The sequence below is a fragment of the Vibrio sp. 10N.261.51.C6 genome, assembly GCF_041471785.1.
Taxonomy (GTDB): Bacteria; Pseudomonadota; Gammaproteobacteria; order Enterobacterales; family Vibrionaceae; genus Vibrio; species Vibrio crassostreae_C.
In genome coordinates this window covers 181,524-199,456 of the sequence record NZ_JBFRPB010000019.1, presented here as the reverse complement: position 1 = coordinate 199,456, position 17,933 = coordinate 181,524, and the positions used below count along the sequence as shown (strand labels likewise).

The following is a 17,933-nucleotide window of genomic DNA, read 5'->3' as shown; positions in this document are numbered from 1 at the left end:
AATGTAGGTTTGGCTATCCCGTGTAATTAAAATTTCTAAACAGGATTTCAAATGAGCGACAAACAATATGCAGTTATCGGTTTAGGGCGATTTGGTCTGTCTGTTTGCAAAGAGCTACAAAGTTCAGGGGCACAGGTACTGGCCGTCGATATTGATGAAGAGCGAGTGAAAGAAGCGGCGGCTTTTGTTTCACAAGCGATTGTTGCGAACTGTACAAGCGAGGAGACAGTTAAAGAGTTAAGACTCGACGATTACGACATGGTGATGGTGTCGATTGGCTCTGATGTTAATTCCAGTATTCTGACTACTCTGGTGGTAAAAGAGTCAGGCGCAAAAGCTGTTTGGGTAAAGGCGAACGATAAGTTTCACGGCAAGATTCTCTCTAAGATTGGTGCTGACCATATCATCATGCCCGAGCGCGATATGGGTATTCGTGTTGCTCGTAAGATGCTGGACAGACGCGTTCTCGAATTTATCGACCTTGGCAGTGGCTTAGCGATGACGGAGATTGTTATTGGTTCTAAACTGTTGGGTAAGAAACTTGGCGATCTTAAGCTGTGTAAAGAAAATGGTGTTGAGGTACTTGGCTTCAAGCGAGGGCCGAACCTCACTAAAGCACCAGAATTGGATGTGAGTTTAGAAATTGGGGATGTGGTGATCATCGCTGGGCCGAAAGAGACCTTATCTAGAAAGCTACGCAATTGGTAATTGGCAATAAGGTAACAGTATGAATTCGTTAAAACGAAAAGGTACTTTCTACACGCTTAAGAGTGATAAAAAGCCACGTAAAGGCTCTGAACCTAAGATTATCCTTACGAGCTTCTTATGCGTACTTATCCCCTCTGCAATATTGTTGACGATGCCTGTATTCTCTGTGACAGGCCTAAGTTTTACGGATGCACTGTTTACAGCAACCTCGGCGATCAGTGTGACAGGATTAGGTGTTGTCGATACCGGTGAGCATTTCACCTTGGCGGGTAAAATCTTACTGATGTTCTTGATGCAAGTCGGCGGGTTAGGGCAGATGACTCTATCTGCGGTACTGCTTTACATGTTCGGTGTTAGGTTAAGCCTTAAACAACAAGCACTCGCGAAAGAAGCGCTTGGCCAAGATCGTAAGATTAACCTTCGTAAATTGGTTAAGAAGATCATCATCTTTGCATTAGTGGCTGAATTTATCGGTTTTGTATTGCTCTGCTTCCGCTGGGTACCTGAGATGGGATGGTCAACGGGCAGTTTTTATGCTCTATTTCATGCGATATCTGCATTCAATAACGCAGGTTTTGCACTGTTTTCAGACAGTATGATGAGTTTTGTTGATGATCCGCTGGTGATCTTCACCTTAGCTGGCTTGTTTATTTTCGGTGGGCTAGGCTTCACAGTCGTCGGCGACCTATCGAGTAACTGGCGTAAAGGTTTTCGACATCTTCATTTACACACCAAGATTATGCTAACCGCCACTCCGACTCTATTGTTGGTAGGTACGGTATTGTTCTGGCTGCTAGAAAGAAATAACTCAGCAACCATGGAAGGGTTATCGACTCAAGGACAGTGGCTAGCCGCATTTTTTCAGTCGGCAAGTGCTCGTACTGCTGGCTTTAATAGTGTGGATTTGTCTCAGTACACACAGCCTGCGTTGCTGGTAATGATTGTACTGATGTTGATTGGTGCAGGTTCTACCTCAACAGGTGGTGGTATTAAGGTTTCGACCTTTGCAGTAGCCTTTGTCGCAACGTGGACCTTCCTCCGTCAGAAAAAGCACGTGGTGATGTTTAAGCGCACTGTGACTTGGCAAGCGGTAACAAAGTCATTGGCCATTATTGTGGTAAGTGGGGCGTTATTAACCACCGCGATGTTTTTGTTAATGCTTACTGAAAAGGCAGCGTTTGATCGAGTCATGTTTGAGGTGATTTCTGCCTTTGCAACGGTTGGTTTAACAGCTGGCTTAACCGCAAACCTGACTGAGCCAGGTAAATACATCATGATTGTGGTTATGGTGATTGGACGTATCGGCCCCCTGACCTTGGCTTATATGCTAGCTCGCCCAGAACCTTCCTTGTTGAAATACCCTGAAGACACGGTGTTAACGGGTTAATTAGGTCCATGGGCTGATAAATAAAGCTCTGTAAATAAAAACAAAGCCAGCGATATGCTGGGTTTGTTGTCATAGGCTGATCGTTAATTGCTGAATGCCTATCCCTCAAACATCTCAACGTATTCCTCATAGCCTTCTTCTGCTAATTTATCCGCAGGGATAAAGCGCATTGCGGCTGAGTTCATGCAGTAACGTAACCCTGTTGGTTTTGGACCATCTTTGAATACATGCCCAAGGTGGGAATCGCCAAACTTACTTCGAACCTCTGTTCTTGGGTAAAGCAGTTTGTAGTCAGTAGTTGTGACGACATAAGCCTCGCTGATTGGCTGTGTAAAGCTCGGCCAGCCTGTACCTGACTTGTATTTGTCTTTTGAAGAGAACAATGGCTCCCCAGTTACGATATCAACGTAAATACCTTCTTGCTTGTTATCCCAGTATTTGTTGTCAAATGGGCGCTCAGTAGCGTCTTCTTGCGTTACATCGTATTGAAGTGCTGTAAGCTTCGCTTTGATCTCTGCATCAGACGGTTTTACGTATGTTTTAGCATTCGCTGTCGCATTCTTACTGTCGATGATCTGACGTAGTGTTTTAGGGTTGTCCTTTCTATCATCACCGAAGATCTTATCTAGGTACTGATCGCGGCCAGAAGCATAGCGGTAGTAGTTATAACGAACCTTACTCTTCTTGTAATAATCTTGGTGGTAATCTTCTGCTGGCCAGAACTTCTCAAATTTTATCAGTTCTGTTTTTAGTGGTGCACCAAAGATATTAGCTTTGTCGATCTCCATCATGAAGTTCTGAGCAACATCTTTTTGTGCTTGGTTATGATAGAAAATAGCCGGGCGATAATGACGGCCTCGGTCTACAAAAGAGCCTTTGTCATCGGTTGGATCGATGTGTCTGAAGAATTGGTCAAGAACCTGTTCATAGCTAACAACATCAGGGTTGTAAGTCACGTTTATCACTTCGATGTGACCCGACTTGCCTGAGGATACTTGTTTGTAGGTTGGGTTTTCTAGTTCACCGCCAGAATACCCAGAGATAACGTCGGTGACGCCTGTCAGCTTTTCTAGGTCGGATTCTGTACACCAAAAACAACCACCAGCCAGTGTCGCGATTTCACTATTACCTGAATTAGCTGTTTTATCCATTGTATTGGCAGTGCCAGTCTGGCTTACAAACAGCGAAATCAGTGGTAGCGCAACCACGAGTGATACCAATATTTTAGATAATTTATTCATAGATACCTCATCTTGACGTTCTTCTCATTCGATTTTGAATGTACGAATAGAGACAGGTTTTAGATGGAAAAAATTGCATCATTCACAAAAAAATATGTCGCCGAGAAAATCTTGCTCATAAATGCCGCCAGTAGTAGGGTGTCAGTATTGATATCCAATAATAGACAGCGATGGCGGTTATCGTACATCTAAGGAACAACATGCAAGCAGAAGTTAAATGGGTCGAAGGCTTTAAATTCCTAGGTCAATCTCAATCTGGCCACTCTGTAGTAATGGATGGCAGTGGTGGTGCAACCGCGCCAAGCCCAATGGAAATGGTCCTTATGGCCGCTGGTGGTTGTAGCTCTGTTGATGTCGTCGATGGTTTGAAATCTGCAGGCCAGAACATCACAGGCTGTAACGCAAAACTTGAAACGACACGTCGTGAAACAGCACCAAAAATCTTTACTGTGATTAACATTCACTTTGAAGTGTCTGGTGACAACCTAGATCCTGAGTTAGTGGCTAAAGTATGTGCTGATTCGTTAGAAAAATACTGTTCAGTATGTCTAATGTTAGGTGCTGGCGTAGAAATGACTCACAGCTGGGAAATCGTTTAGTTTTCGGTTTGTACAGCCTAGCTTGGGGCCGGTACTTTTCGGCTTACGGCTTATTAGTAAAGACAGATACAGAAAAGGGCGGAGCACTTTGAGTGCTCCGCCCTTATTATTTCGGCTAAGGTAGAGTGCTGTTATTCAGCAGTTTCTACGATAACTTCTTCAACTTGTACTTCTTCTTGGTATTCGAAACCAGGGATCGTTGCGTCAACACGACGGTTTTGAGCACGGCCTTCTGCTGTATCGTTTGATGCGATTGGATTCTCTTCGCCTTCACCTGACGCTGTAATTCGGTCTGCTTCAATGCCTTGCTCTTCGATGTATGCCGCTACAGCTGCTGCACGCTTCTTAGAGATCATCATGTTGTATTCAGCTGCGCCTGTTGAGTCTGTGTGACCAACAACATCAACTGTTGATTGAGGGTGAGCTTTAAGTACTTCAACTAATGGCATTAATGCAATTTTGCCATCTGTAGACAGTTCAGTACTGTTAGTCGCGAACATTTCTTGAGAGTAGCTCTCTGTTTGCGCTTTAGTTACAACGACAGTCGTTTTCTCTTCAACAACAACTGCAGGCTCTGTGATTGGCTCAGATGGCGCTTGAGTCACTGCTACTGCAGAAGCTGTTGCAGCCGCCGCTGATGCTGTTGTGTTGCCAGTACCGAAGTTGTAGCTAACACCAACTGATAGTAGGTTCGAGTTCAGATCTTGAACGTAGTTGTCGTCGAAGTCATCAAAATATTGGTATTCAACACGCAATGCCCAATCAGAAGAAAGCTGCTTCTCTAGACCGATGCCAGCAGAAAGAACAACGTCATCTTCGCCACCGTGTGAAATGTATGCCGGGCCCGCTTTGAAGAATACATCAAACTCTTGTTGTACTGCTAGACGGTACATTGGAGTTAGCGAGATTGCGATTAGTGGGTCGCTGAACGCAGCTGTTGTACCGTTTTTTGAAAAGCTTGTCTTGTAGTCGCCAAGGAAGTCTGAGCTTAGCTCAATACCAAATTTGTCATTAAAATTGTAACCAGAGTAGATGCCTGCACCAATTGCATCATCATCACATTTAGCACCGGCTACACATGCGCTGTCTAGCCAGCCCATACCCACTTTTGCACCTACATAAGTGGTTGCAGCAATAGAAGGCGCTGCTGCTAGGCCTGAAGCGGCAACAACAGCACACATGATTTTTGACAGTCTTTTCATAATCTTATCCTTGGATTAGCTATTATTGTTATCTGAACTTACCAGTAAAACGATCACTTATTGGGTTACGACACTGCTTATAATAAGTAAATCAAGGTGTTGGTTCAGGTGAACCTATTTCTTTCTTGCTACTTATATTGTTAATCTGATTGCGTATTAGAGTCAATGAAATTGTTAAATATTATATATTTAAGATGTTTTAATTGTTGATTTTATCATTTGTTGGAATGCTTATATCTAAGCTATAGCCTAACCTCGTCTATTTACCAGTGGCCCTACGGGTAATAAGTAAAAAACTTGCGCTTTATCATGCTTATAAAGCAAAAATCCCCACCCAATATGTATAACTCGAATGAATACATGATTGGGTAGGGGTTTGAATTAAAGCGATTAGAGATGTTTTTCACGTACTTTATATCACGTGAACATCTCGCTTTTGCTTATGGGCGCTCTCCTGCCAGTAAACGCTGTTCAATATCTGCAATGACGCCTGGTAGGTCTGCAATGGTATCGATCAGGTAGTGCGGATTTGATTTGTTTAGCTTAACGCTTGCTTTTTCACGTGCAGCTGCAAGTGTTGTCTCGTCTGCATCTAAATATTCTTGATACGTTAAGCCTGCTTCGTTCCCCGATAATACAAGTCCAACTGTCCACATCCCTGCGTTGTGACCTTCATCGATCCCCGGTGCTGCGTCGTCTACTTTTACACACGCAGCAACGCTAGTTACACCTAGGTCGATTACGTTTTTCAGTGCCATAAATGGAGCAGGGCGACCACCTTGAGGTAAGTCATCGGTCGCTACCACGTTATCTGGTCGGTAACCGTAATCTGCAGCAGCAGGAATTAAAACATCCATCACTTCACGTGGGTAACCTGAACAAGATCCGATCTTCACGTTCTTCTCTTTTAGGTTATTGACCACTTCTATCGCATTCAAAATAGGTGCTGCGTGATCGGCTACTTTCGCTTTTTGAAGAGGCATGAATGCCGCGTAGATCGCGTCAACGTCTTCACTGGTCATCGAGCGTCCGAACTGAGCCTTCCAACGAGCGTCAACAGCAGGAATTCGACCCACCGCTTGGATGTGGTCCCATTTGCCGATCCCCATAGGTTCACGCGCTTCTGCTAAGTCGATATCAAAGTCGAAACCTTGTCTGAATGCTTCAACGAAAATGCTGGTTGGAGCAAACGATCCAAAATCAACGATAGTGCCAGCCCAGTCAAAGATAACCGCTTGGATAGGTGATGTCGTGTTCATAATAGTGTCCTATTTTTGTGTTACTCCCAGTTCAAAGTTCTGGGAAACAAATGGTTGTTTAAGGTTATTGGTTTAAATGTTGATTTCGAGAATTAAAGGTATTCAAAATCTTTGCAGACTTTGGCTATCGCTTTTTCGAATACAGACAGAGCGACTTCTAGCTCGCTACGGCTGATGATCAATGGTGGGCTCAATTGAATCACGTTACCTTGTGAAACCTTAAAGCTCAGGCCATCGTTCAGACATTGGTAAAGTACTGCTTCTGCTTCATCGAACGCTCGGTTTTTGGTGATATGGTCAGTGACCAATTCCACTCCCCAAAGCAGACCGATGCCGCGAACGTCACCAATGACTGGGTATTTCTCTTTCATTTGAAGCAGTTGTTCACGCACGAATGCGCTGTCCGCTTGTACTTTTTCAAGTAGATTTTCTTGCTCAATCACTTCCATCGTAGCCAGTGCCGCTGCGCAGCCAATAGGACTTTTCTCGTGGGTGTAGTGACCAAGTGATACTTGCGCTGCCGTGTTGTATTTGTCTTTAGTGACCATGGCTGCAATTGGAACCAAGCCCCCGCCAAAACCTTTACCGATACAAAGAATGTCAGGTTCGATATCAAAGGCCTGGTGAGTGAACCATTCGCCACTACGACCCATACCGTTTGGAATGTCGTCGATGATCAACATGACGTTATGCTTATCGCAGATCTCACGGATGCGCTTCCAGTAAGCTTTGCTTGGAACCTGAACGTCTGTGTTACGCACTGCTTCGGCAATGAAGGCTCCAATGCCACCTTCTTTTTCAATCACATACTCTAAATAGTCGGCATAGTGAACGTCGCATGCAGTTTCGTTTGCATTGACTGCGCTATTCTCGTTAAACGGGAAAGCGCCACGATAAGAGACGGCTGGTGGAATGCGTTCTACGCCAGCCATTAACGGGCCCATGTCTTCGCGGAAACAAGCTTCGCCCCCCACTGAAATTGCATCGAGTGACGCGCCATGGAATGAATCCCACAATGACACTACTTTGAAATTGTTGGTGACATGTCGAGCTAGTTTGAGCGCCATGCCGATCACTGATGTGCCACCAGGAGCAAACAACACGCGGTTCAACTCACCACCGCAGATCTGTGTCAGCTTTTCAGCGCATTGAACGGCTGTTTCATTGGTAAAGCGACGTGGTGAAAACGGCAATGACGCCATTTGCTGAGTCACTTTATGAATGATGTGAGGGTGACCATAACCTAGTTGATGGACATTATTGCCATGAAAGTCCATGTACTTTTTGCCAGTCGCATCTTGAATGTAAATGCCTTCGGCTGCTTCAAGTGTGTCTAGGCAAGGCGTTGACATGGCTTGATGAAGAAACACGTCAGCATCACGCTTTAACATTACTTGAGTCGCATCATCGTTTAGCGACTCGTTCCATTTTTCGCGTGCTGGCGTGGTGTTCACATCGCCTTCGCTTCGAAAGTGTGTGGCCTTTAGAACTGGCTCTGGATTGGTCGTCGTCATTATTTGATGTCCCAGTACATAGCGTTTTTCACTGCGCTAATGAGAGCTTCAATGTCTGACGGATACACTTCACCAATGTTACCGATTCGGAAGCAGTCTGCGTTTGAAACCTTACCCGGGTAAATCACAAACCCTTGCTCTTTCAAACGGTCATAGAATTCCTTGAATTGGTAATCGCTATGAGTTGGAGAATAGAAAGAAGTAATGATAGGTGAATGAAGGTCATCATTAAGCAGTGGTTCAAAGCCAAGGGAACGCATACCTGCAACCAATGTGGTTTGGTTGGTTTGGTAGCGACTATGACGAGCTTCGATGCCGCCTTCTTGTTCCAATTCAAGTAGAGCTTGGTAGAAAGCGCGCACTGTATGAGTCGGAGAGGTGAAGCGCCATTTACCATGGTTGCTTTCCATGCAGTGCCACTGGTCAAACAGATCAAGGCTTAATGAACGAGCTTGGCCTTTGCACTTTGCCAGTTCCGATTGCTTAGCAATAACAAAGCCGAAGCCCGGTACACCTTGGACGCACTTGTTTGCAGAGCTGATCATGTAATCGATACCTAAGTCAGCGATATCCATAGGGATGCCACCAAAGCTCGACATTGCATCGAGAATGACGGTTTTGTTGTGCTGTTTTGCCAATTTGGTAATGTCTTCAATTGGATTCAGCATGCCTGTCGTGGTTTCACAATGCACAATCGCAACGTGAGTAATGTCTGAATCCATGGCCAATGCCGTTTCCATTTCGTTCAAGTCAGGCTGTGATGTTTCACCTGGGGAAACGACATGGCATGGAATGTTTAAGTATTCTGCGATTTGAGCAATACGAGCGCCGTACGCACCGTTATCAACAACAAGAAGCTTACCGTTGTTAGAGATAACGCTACCGATTGTTGCTTCTACCGAAGCGGTGCCGCTACCTTGCATTAATACGCTTGTATATCCCGCTTGCTTAGTCGCTAAAGTCACTAGCTTGCTACGAATCACTTCAACAACGTCTTTGTTGTATTCATCATCCCAAGTACACCAATCTTTTAACATCGCTTGGCGAACGGTTTCAGAAGTAGATAAAGGGCCCGGTGTCAGCAGTAAGTATTCGTTTCTCATGTTCAACTCTCGTGATTTTAATTTTGGACTATACCAATATTTAGAGTTACTTTAACAACCAATTTAAACGGTCGTAAATAGCCCAAACATCATTTTCACAAAAGCTTCATATTAAAAATGGTCACTTGTCTTGAGAAAGTTTTCGATCTCTAAATTGCCATTTTTCGTTCATTTAATCGTCACAAAAGCCAGTTAGCTTAATAATCGAAATCTGGTACATACCAGTGTGAGGGGTGTGTGCCAACAACTGGAATGAATTTTTGAATATAGGTGCCTCTCGATAGGGCTTCTAGCTTTAACAACTTTAACTTTGGCAATTTTTAATTTTGGCAACTTCTCACTCTAGAGTTGGGCCTGACTGGAGAAAATGATGAAAAACCGTTTTATGAAAGGATCACTTGCAGCATTAGTCACACTATTAGCTGGTAACGCTTATGCGGCACAGGAAGTGACGGTTTATACCGCTTTTGAAACTGACATCTTAGCGAAGTACAAAAATGCTTTTGAAAGCGAAAACCCAGACATCAACATCAAATGGGTTCGTGATTCAACAGGAATCATGACGGCAAAATTATTGGCTGAGAAAAACAACCCTCGTGCAGAAGTGGTGTGGGGCCTTGCGGGTTCTTCAATGGCTCTACTTAAGGAGGAGGGCATTCTTAAGCCTTACACTCCTCAAGGTGTAGAAGCGCTGCGCTCAAACCTCAACGATCCGCAATCTACTCAAGCTTGGTATGGCAACGATGCATTCTTCAATGCGGTTTGTTTCAACGAAGCGGTAGCGAAACAACTTAACCTACCAGCACCTAAATCTTGGGATGACCTAACCAAGCCTATCTACAAAGGCCACATTGCGATGCCAAACCCAGCGTCTTCTGGTACGGGTTATATGCAAGTGTCTGCTTGGCTACAAAACATGGGTGAAGACCAAGGTTGGAACTACATGCAGAAGCTAGACCAAAACATCGCTCACTACACGCACTCTGGTTCTAAGCCATGTGTTCAAGCGGGTATGGGTGAAGTCGCTATCGGTATTTCTATGGCGAGCCGCGGCGCTAAGCTGAAAACTCAAGGTGCACCACTTTCTGTGATTACGCCTGAAGGTATCGGCTGGGAATCTGAAGCGGTAGGTCTTGTGAAGCCGTCTGATGCTGCGCAACGCGTGGTTGATTGGTCTATCTCTAAAGCAGCAAACGAGCTTTACATCGAAATGTACCCAGTTGTTGGTCACCAAGATGTGACGGCAACAATTGAAAACTTCCCTAACGTCGAAAAGAACATGGCAAAAATGGACTTTGCACGTATGGGCAGCGAGCGTGCAGACGTATTGAAAACATGGTCTGAGAAGTTTGACGCTAAATCAGAGCCAAAATCTTAATCTATCGAGCTACTCAGTTAATTAACTATTTAGCTATTTAACTGTTTAGTTCATTAGAAGTTAGAAATCAGTAAAGGAAGGCTTCGGTCTTCCTTTTTTAGTTTTACGCCTTTAGGTTTTAAGTAAGGTACAACAAATGACAAAGCACTACTCATATTGGTTCAAGCAAGCGTTGGAACAAGAGTTTGGCAACATCCATGCGGGGCTAGATTCGGCTAAGCCGCTCCAAAAAGACGTCAACTGTGATATCGCCATTGTTGGCGGTGGCTATACGGGTTTATGGACGGCGATTTTAACCAAACAACAGCAACCAGAAAAGCATGTTGTCGTGATTGAAAAAGGCCTATGTGGTAGCGGTGCTTCTAGTGCGAACGGCGGTTGCATGCTGACTTGGTCAACCAAATATCCAACCTTGAAAAAGCTCTATGGAAAAGAGCAAGCCAAATGGCTGGTTAAGGAATCGGAAAAGGTTATATACGAGATCGAAGCCTTCTGTAACGAACACAAGATTGACGCGCATCTTTATCGAAGCGGTACTTACTACACGGCGACCAATGAAGCGCAAAAGGGGGGAATGGAACCTGTTGTGAATGAGTTGGTCAAGCAAGGTATAAATAGTTGGAAGAAGTGTGATAACTCTTTGGCTGATAAAGCGGGATCTGAACGCCACATTGAGGGTTACTACTCAGAAGCTGCGGGTAGTGTGCAGCCAGCGTTATTGGCGAGAGGCTTACGCCGCGTTGCGATCGAATTGGGTGTCGAAATTCACGAAAACACAGAGATGGCTTCTCTTGATTACGGCTCCCCAGCTCGTATCCAGACTAAGGGCGGAGCTGTGTTTGCAGACAAAGTGATCTTAGCACTCAATGCGTGGATGCTCGATCACTTTAAAGAGTTCAAACGCAGCATAGTGGTTGTTTCTTCAGATATGGTGGTGACCAAGCCTATTCCTGAAAAGCTCAAGCAGTTTGGTCCAGAGAAAGGGGCAGCGGTGGTGGATTCGCGTATCTTTGTCCACTATTACCGAGATACCCAGGACGGACGACTCATGTTGGGCAAAGGCGGTAATAAGTTCTCGTTTGCCAATCAAGTTGAAAGCATGTTTAACCAAACGACCAACTACCTGCCGATTCTCAATCAATCGTTTCAAAAACTGTTCCCTAAATTGGAACAAAGTGAATTCGATTACAACTGGTCAGGAGGCTCAGATCGTTCGGTCACCGGTCTGCCATTTTTCGGTAATCTAAAAGGCCAAGGCAACATCTATTATGGGCTTGGTTATTCAGGCAATGGCGTTGCTCAAACCCGTATGGGCGGAAAAATTTTGTCAGCAATGGTACTCGATATCGACAATGCTTGGACACGAAGCGGTTTAACCAAAGGCCCATTAGGACACTTCCCGCCAGAGCCATTCCGTTGGGTAGGTGCGATGATAGTGCGTGATGCGGTACGAAGAAAAGAGAACGCGGAAGATTCGGGTAGCACGCCATTGTGGCTAGATAAACAGTTATCCAAACTCGCAGGTGCGGCGGGCAAAGCCGACAAGGTTGAATCATAGATTAATCTAGCGTTTAAATTAGAAGTTTACATTGAGGCTCTCAGTGATTTATGGGCAAGTCACTGAGGGCTTTCAACGTTGAACTAACTTTCAATGTTGAACAAATAGCAATTTTTAATGCTTATTATATCTGCAATATAACTGTCATTTAGCTTCTATAAATTTGTCACTCAACTGCAATATTCTCAGTTTAAATTTGGTATATACCATATAGAGAGTGCTGTAGTATGAGCAACCAAACTTATTTGAATATTGAAAACGTTGTAAAGCAATTTGGCCAATTTACAGCGTTAAAAGACATCTCCCTATCGATAGATAAAGGCGAGTTCGTCTGCTTCCTTGGCCCATCTGGCTGTGGAAAAACCACCTTATTACGTGCGATTGCAGGCCTAGACTTACCAACGTCAGGTTCTATTGAGCAGAACGGTAATGATACGACCTTCTTGCCACCAGAAAAGCGCGACTTTGGCATCGTGTTCCAATCTTACGCTTTGTTTCCAAACCTCACTGTGGAAGAAAACATTGCGATTGGTCTGAAAAACCAAGGCATGTCGACCAAAGAAGCCCTTGAGACGGTTGAGTCTTGGTTAGAGACCATTGGTTTACCAACGTCTGGTCAGAAATTTCCAAATCAGCTATCTGGTGGACAGCAGCAGCGTGTTGCTCTGGCTCGCGCATTAGCCTTGTCTCCAGGCTTGTTGCTACTCGATGAACCGCTTTCTGCGTTGGATGCGAAGGTAAGAACACACCTACGTGATGAGATCTGCCAACTGCAACGCAAATTGGGTATCACCACTATTATGGTGACGCACGACCAAGATGAAGCGTTAACGATGGCAGACCGTATTGTCGTGATGAATCATGGTGTTATCGAGCAGGTCGGTGCTCCTCAAGAGATCTACCAAAAACCTGTCAGTCGTTTTGTGGCTGAGTTTGTTGGTAGCATGAACTTTATTCAAGCTTCTGTTGCGGCTCAAGGCAAGATGCGTATTGCTGAGTCAATGCTGCCGTTACCTGGCTTAGATAATCTCACGCCAAATCTGGGTGATGTTTTTGATATTGCCGTTCGTCCAGAGCAAATCCAGTTTGTTGATCGTTTTAGTGAATCCTTGCCAGTGAGAATCGTATCAAGCGAATTCTTAGGGGCGTTTTATCGTGTTGAGTGTCAATTGCAACATGACTCAACGGCGAAAGAGATCATCGTTGATGTACCCGTCAAAGAGTTCAACCGATTGAAGCTGCGTCGCAGTGATATTCGTTACGTGGCGTTTGATCAAGAAGGCCTTAGAGCTTACTCATCGAAAAGCCTGCAAGTGATGAAAGACGAGGCGGCGTAATCAATCATGGAATCGACTCAAATGATGCAATCTAAGCTGCTAATTCAACGACGAGTACAACCTTTTCTGGCTCGGTTAAGCAAAGACAACGTAATTCTATTTGGGCTGTTGGCCTTTTTGTCTGTGGTCATGACGTTGTTTATCCTGATGCCACTGTGGGCAATGTTGAAAAAGAGTGTTCAGAACGCAGACGGTGAATTTGTAGGTTTACAGAATTTCGCTACGTATTTTGCGTCTCAAAGCCTGTGGCAGTCGGTAGGCAATACCTTCACGCTTGGATTGCTAGTGACCGTAGTCGTGGGTGTCTTGGCGTTTGGTTATGCCTATGCGCTAACTCGTTCATGCATGCCTTTTAAGGGGCTTTTTCAAGTACTGGGTTCTGCGCCTATTCTTGCTCCGTCACTGCTTCCTGCAATCAGTCTTATCTTCTTATTTGGTAACCAAGGTATCGCTAAAGAAGTCTTGGGGGGCAACTCGGTTTATGGTTTGATTGGTATCTCACTGGGCTTGATATTTTGGACGTTTCCACACGCCTTGATGATTCTGACCACCTCATTAAGAACCTCTGACGCTCGCCTTTATGAGGCAGCACGTGCACTCAATACTTCATCGTTAAAAACTTTCTTTATGGTGACGTTACCTGCGGCAAAATACGGCTTGATCAGTACCCTGATCGTTGTGTTTACGCTGGTGGTTTGTGACTTTGGTGTGCCAAAGGTGATAGGTGGTAGCTACAACGTGTTATCGACTGACATCTTTAAGCAGGTGGTTGGTCAACAGAACTTCTCTATGGGTGCAGTAACCAGTATCTTGCTGCTATTACCTGCGTTGCTTGCGTTTACCGTTGACCGCTGGGTTCAAAAGAAACAAAAGAGCTTGTTTGATACTCGTTCTGTCGCGTACCAACCTGAACCTAGTTCACTACGTGATGGCTTATGTTTCCTTTATTGCACCATCATCTCTGCTGCTGTGGTTATTGTGTTGGGCATGGCGATATACGGTTCGATGGTCACCTTCTGGCCTTGGAACAAAGCGCTGACGCTAAACAACTACAACTTCGCAGAAATGAGTACTTATGGTTGGGCGCCATTCTTCAACTCCTTAACGCTTGGTGCTTGGACTGCGGTTATTGGTACTGTTCTGATTTTCTTAGGTGCATACTGCATTGAGAAAGGTCGCGCCTTCGATCCTGTTCGTCAAGCGATGCAAATGCTCAGCGTTGTTCCGATGGCCGTTCCGGGTATGGTGCTGGGTTTGGGTTATATCTTCTACTTCAATGATTTGAGTAACCCACTTAACTTCTTGTATGGCACGATGGCGTTCTTGGTGATTAATACTGTGGTTCACTACTACACGGTAGGGCACATGACGGCGTTAACGGCATTGAAACAACTGCCTTCCGAAATTGAAGCAACAGCGGCTTCGGTAAACTTACCGCAATACAAGCTGTTCTTTAAGGTGACGGTACCTGTTTGTCTGCCGGCGATTTTAGATATTGCGACATACCTGTTTATTAATGCACTTACCACGACATCTGCGGTAGTATTCTTGTATTCTACCAATACGATTCCAGCGTCAGTATCAGTACTGAATATGGACGATGCAGGTCAAACCGGTGCAGCAGCAGCGATGGCGGTGATGATCATGATATCTGCAGCGAGTGCGAAGTTGATTCATATGCTAATCAACAAGTTATTCGATAAGCGCACCCAAGCTTGGCGTAAACGCTAGCGAACCACTTATATTGCAGTTGGCCAAGGAGTGGCTGACGACAAGAACAAGAATGAAAGGAAATGAAGTGCAGTACGTAAAAATCAAAGATGTCATCGTAGAGCAGATAGAGTCGAGGATGTTAACACCACGACAGAAGCTGCCTGCGGAACGTAAGCTGGCTGAATCGTTTGATACAACTCGAGTTACCTTACGCGAAGCCTTGTCTTCACTTGAAGCGGAAGGGCGCATTTATCGAGAAGACCGACGTGGTTGGTTTATCTCTCCCGAGCCGCTTCGTTACGATCCAACACAAACGCTGAACTTCACCAATATGGCTCTATCGCAGAATCGACAGCCGAAAACAGAGTTGGTGGCGGCGAAAGGTATTTTAGCGACCAAGGAAGCAACTAGGCTTCTTGATCTGCAACCTTTTTCGGACGTTTATCGAGTAGACAGAGTTCGTTATCTTGAAGACAGGCCCGTTGTGTATGTGACCAACTACATTCGACCAGAGTTGTTCCCTAACTTGCTTGACTACGACTTGTCTAAGTCGTTGACGGACATCTACCGAGAACACTTTGGTGTGGTGTATCAGAAGATTCGCTACCGAGTGAGCACAACGTCTTTGCTTGGCGAAACCGCGCAAGCTCTGCGTGCGACTTCTGGTTCTCCGGCTATGGTTGTCGAGCGTGTTAATTACAATCAAGACGGTGATTTGATTGATTGCGATATTGAATATTGGCGTCATGACGCGATCAGCATCGAGTCGATCGCACAGCTAGAGCGCTAGTCATACGTTATAACGTTGGCATATCTGCAATTATGCAGGATTGCCCAATTGAAACGCTCAAAGGTCTCTTATTCGGAGGCCTTTTTTATCACCTGTTGTCAGCCGTTGTGCTAATTCATCAATAATTTAGGAATGAAATGGAATTCTCTGCGATTGTAATCGTGATCATTTCGGCTTTGCTTCACGCGGGTTGGAACGTTCTAGGTAAATCTAATCAAGGATCGGGTTCGTCTTTCTTCCTAGCCTCTGGCTTTGCCGCCGCAGCGATATTGACTCCCTATCTGGTTTGGTATGCCTACAGTGTTGGCCTGTCAAATATATCACTTCCATTCTGGCAGTTGGTTTTCTTGAGTGGGATCTGTCAAATCGTCTATTTGATTGGGTTAGGCGCTGCCTATAAACAAGCTGATATTGGTGTGATCTATCCGATGGCACGAGCACTTCCGGTGTTGATGGTGGGGTTAGGCACGGTGTTGATCGGCTATGAATTGTCGGCGAATCAGTGGATGGGTTTTGCACTGATCACATTAGGCTGTTTGTTCGTTCCACTGAAACAATTCTCTGAGCTGAGGTTCAAGGCCTACCTGAACCTCGGTGTGCTGTGGGCATTAATCGCCGCCATTGGTACCACGGGCTACTCCATTATAGATAAAGAAGCGCTCCTGTTACTCGATCCTTTGAGCACACCAGTTATAACTAACAAGCACACCGCGATTTTCTACCTAGGCATTCAGTTTTGGGCGATTGTGATTCCGCTGAGTGTTTGGTTATTCGTAACCAACCAAAGAATCGAGTTTACTAATGCGTGGATACTACGTAAGAAAGCCACAGTGGCCGGTATCATGATGGCTTCGACTTATGGCTTGGTGCTGTTTGCGATGACCATGACTGAGAACGTCAGCTTGGTTGTCGCTCTTAGGCAAGTAAGCATCATCTTCGGCGTAGTGATGGGGATCTACTTTTTAAAGGAAAAGTGGTACGCCACTCGCGGTGTAGGCGTCGTTTTTATTATTGCTGGTTTAGTTATCTCACTGACTTAAAAGCTCGCCGGAACGATTGGATATTTGTGCAGAGGCATCTATATTAAGCTAAATCAAAAACGCCCTTAGCGATACAAACTTCGTTAAGGGCGTTTTCTCTTTATCTAGTAAGAAGCTGTAGGTAGTAAAAGACTTACCCCGCTAAATCTTGAGCATCTTGCTGTTTCAACACTTTGTGGCCATCTTCAGTGACACCACGTTTCCAGTAGCTGCTGATGTAGATGTTCTCTTTCGCGACTTCTTTTTCGTTGCGGAAGTATTGTCTTAGCTCACGCATGCTTTCAAATTCACACGCTGTCCATATTGAAACCTGACCTTCTAACCATTCTGTGTTGCGCACGGTTTGTGAAAGTGACTCTGAGGTTTCATCTTCAATCAACCAGGTTACTTTGATACCTTGAGGAGTCTCAAGTACCTGCTTATCTGCTGCTGAGTTGATCTGAATGATAGCGTGACCAGTTGCTGTTTCTGGGAGCGTTTTTACTTTTGCAGAAAGCGCAGGTAGGGACGTCATGTCTGCAACTAAGAAGAACCAGTCTGACTCTAGGTTAAGCCCCTGAATTAAACCAGGACCAGCCACTGAAATAGTGTCACCCACTTTCGCGTTCATTGCCCACCTTGCAGCAAAGCCACACCGCAAATCTTTAGTGATGTGACGAACGAAATCGACTTCAATCCATTGCTCTACAGGATTGTACTGACGAATGGTGTAGGTACGCATGGTTGGGCGCTCACCTTCGTTTAGCTGGCTTAAATCAGTCGTGCCAAGTGGCGAGAATAAAAGCTTGATGTAGCCGCCGGCACATTCTGTTGGGTATTTACTTAATCCCTCACCGCTAAGCGTTATGCGCTGCATGTTTGGAGTAATTGTTGAGGTTTGAGTAACGGTTAATGTGATAGGGCTAGGCTTGCTCATATAAGGCTCTCTTAGATTTGGATTTCCACATCATAATCCTGAACTAAAAAACACTCAATACTAATAGTTATCATTTACTTTTATTTACACATGTACTACCTAACTTATACGACAGATCCTATTGAGAAACGGATCCTACAAAAAAGAGCCCTTTAGAAAACTAAAGGGCTCTTAGGATTGGTTTGACT

General features: G+C 44.9%; 15 protein-coding genes. 9 read left to right on the top strand and 6 right to left on the bottom strand.

What is annotated here, in order from left to right; genetic code table 11:
* Positions 1–51: 51 nt before the first annotated feature.
* Positions 52–708, top strand: a complete 657-nt coding sequence (locus AB4375_RS05205) for a TrkA family potassium uptake protein (RefSeq protein WP_019820412.1) — start codon at positions 52–54, stop codon at positions 706–708.
* A 19-nt stretch (positions 709–727) separates the two neighbouring features.
* Positions 728–2,095 carry a TrkH family potassium uptake protein gene (locus tag AB4375_RS05200; RefSeq protein WP_017068630.1) on the top strand — a complete coding sequence of 456 codons (1,368 nt, stop codon included), beginning with the start codon at positions 728–730 and terminating at the stop codon, positions 2,093–2,095.
* Between the two features lie 98 nt (positions 2,096–2,193).
* Here the strand turns inward: AB4375_RS05200 and msrB are convergent, their stop codons facing one another.
* Positions 2,194–3,336 (bottom strand): peptide-methionine (R)-S-oxide reductase MsrB, encoded by a 1,143-nt coding sequence (msrB, locus tag AB4375_RS05195; RefSeq protein WP_017061740.1) that lies wholly within the window; start codon positions 3,334–3,336, stop codon positions 2,194–2,196.
* A gap of 200 nt (positions 3,337–3,536) precedes the next feature.
* On the opposite strand from msrB, the gene AB4375_RS05190 reads away from it, so the two are divergent.
* Positions 3,537–3,935, top strand: a complete 399-nt coding sequence (locus AB4375_RS05190; RefSeq protein WP_017068628.1) for an OsmC family protein — start codon at positions 3,537–3,539, stop codon at positions 3,933–3,935.
* A gap of 131 nt (positions 3,936–4,066) precedes the next feature.
* Here the strand turns inward: AB4375_RS05190 and AB4375_RS05185 are convergent, their stop codons facing one another.
* The 4 genes from AB4375_RS05185 to phnW form a co-directional block, all read right to left on the bottom strand.
* On the bottom strand, positions 4,067–5,137 hold the full coding sequence (locus AB4375_RS05185; RefSeq protein ID WP_017068627.1) for an OmpA family protein: 1,071 nt from the start codon (positions 5,135–5,137) through the stop codon (positions 4,067–4,069).
* Between the two features lie 440 nt (positions 5,138–5,577).
* Positions 5,578–6,396 carry a phosphonoacetaldehyde hydrolase gene (phnX, locus tag AB4375_RS05180; RefSeq protein WP_065682331.1) on the bottom strand — a complete coding sequence of 273 codons (819 nt, stop codon included), beginning with the start codon at positions 6,394–6,396 and terminating at the stop codon, positions 5,578–5,580.
* Positions 6,397–6,488: 92 nt separating this feature from the next.
* Positions 6,489–7,910, bottom strand: a complete 1,422-nt coding sequence (locus AB4375_RS05175) for an aspartate aminotransferase family protein (protein ID WP_372051142.1) — start codon at positions 7,908–7,910, stop codon at positions 6,489–6,491.
* On the bottom strand, positions 7,910–9,013 hold the full coding sequence (gene phnW, locus AB4375_RS05170; RefSeq protein WP_372051141.1) for a 2-aminoethylphosphonate--pyruvate transaminase: 1,104 nt from the start codon (positions 9,011–9,013) through the stop codon (positions 7,910–7,912). The genes AB4375_RS05175 and phnW overlap by 1 nt, the downstream gene beginning before the upstream one ends.
* Before the next feature lie 367 nt (positions 9,014–9,380).
* Here phnW and AB4375_RS05165 point away from each other — a divergent pair, with 367 nt between their 5' ends.
* The 6 genes from AB4375_RS05165 (at position 9,381) to AB4375_RS05140 (ending at position 16,829) form a co-directional block, all read left to right on the top strand.
* On the top strand, positions 9,381–10,391 hold the full coding sequence (locus AB4375_RS05165) for a putative 2-aminoethylphosphonate ABC transporter substrate-binding protein (RefSeq protein WP_128644407.1): 1,011 nt from the start codon (positions 9,381–9,383) through the stop codon (positions 10,389–10,391).
* A 136-nt stretch (positions 10,392–10,527) separates the two neighbouring features.
* Complete coding sequence (locus AB4375_RS05160; protein ID WP_372051140.1) at positions 10,528–11,949, top strand: FAD-dependent oxidoreductase; 1,422 nt, start codon at positions 10,528–10,530, stop codon at positions 11,947–11,949.
* 227 nt (positions 11,950–12,176) lie between these two features.
* Positions 12,177–13,286, top strand: coding sequence for a putative 2-aminoethylphosphonate ABC transporter ATP-binding protein (locus tag AB4375_RS05155; RefSeq protein ID WP_017067332.1), 1,110 nt, complete (start codon positions 12,177–12,179; stop codon positions 13,284–13,286).
* A gap of 21 nt (positions 13,287–13,307) precedes the next feature.
* On the top strand, positions 13,308–15,017 hold the full coding sequence (locus AB4375_RS05150; protein WP_372051167.1) for a putative 2-aminoethylphosphonate ABC transporter permease subunit: 1,710 nt from the start codon (positions 13,308–13,310) through the stop codon (positions 15,015–15,017).
* Positions 15,018–15,084: 67 nt separating this feature from the next.
* Positions 15,085–15,789: a phosphonate utilization transcriptional regulator PhnR gene (phnR, locus tag AB4375_RS05145; protein WP_372051166.1), complete on the top strand. Its 705-nt coding sequence runs from the start codon at positions 15,085–15,087 to the stop codon at positions 15,787–15,789.
* Positions 15,790–15,926: 137 nt separating this feature from the next.
* Positions 15,927–16,829, top strand: a complete 903-nt coding sequence (locus AB4375_RS05140) for a multidrug transporter (RefSeq protein ID WP_372051139.1) — start codon at positions 15,927–15,929, stop codon at positions 16,827–16,829.
* Between the two features lie 133 nt (positions 16,830–16,962).
* Here the strand turns inward: AB4375_RS05140 and AB4375_RS05135 are convergent, their stop codons facing one another.
* Positions 16,963–17,745, bottom strand: coding sequence for a siderophore-interacting protein (locus AB4375_RS05135; RefSeq protein ID WP_017068618.1), 783 nt, complete (start codon positions 17,743–17,745; stop codon positions 16,963–16,965).
* Between the last annotated feature and the right edge of the window lie 188 nt (positions 17,746–17,933).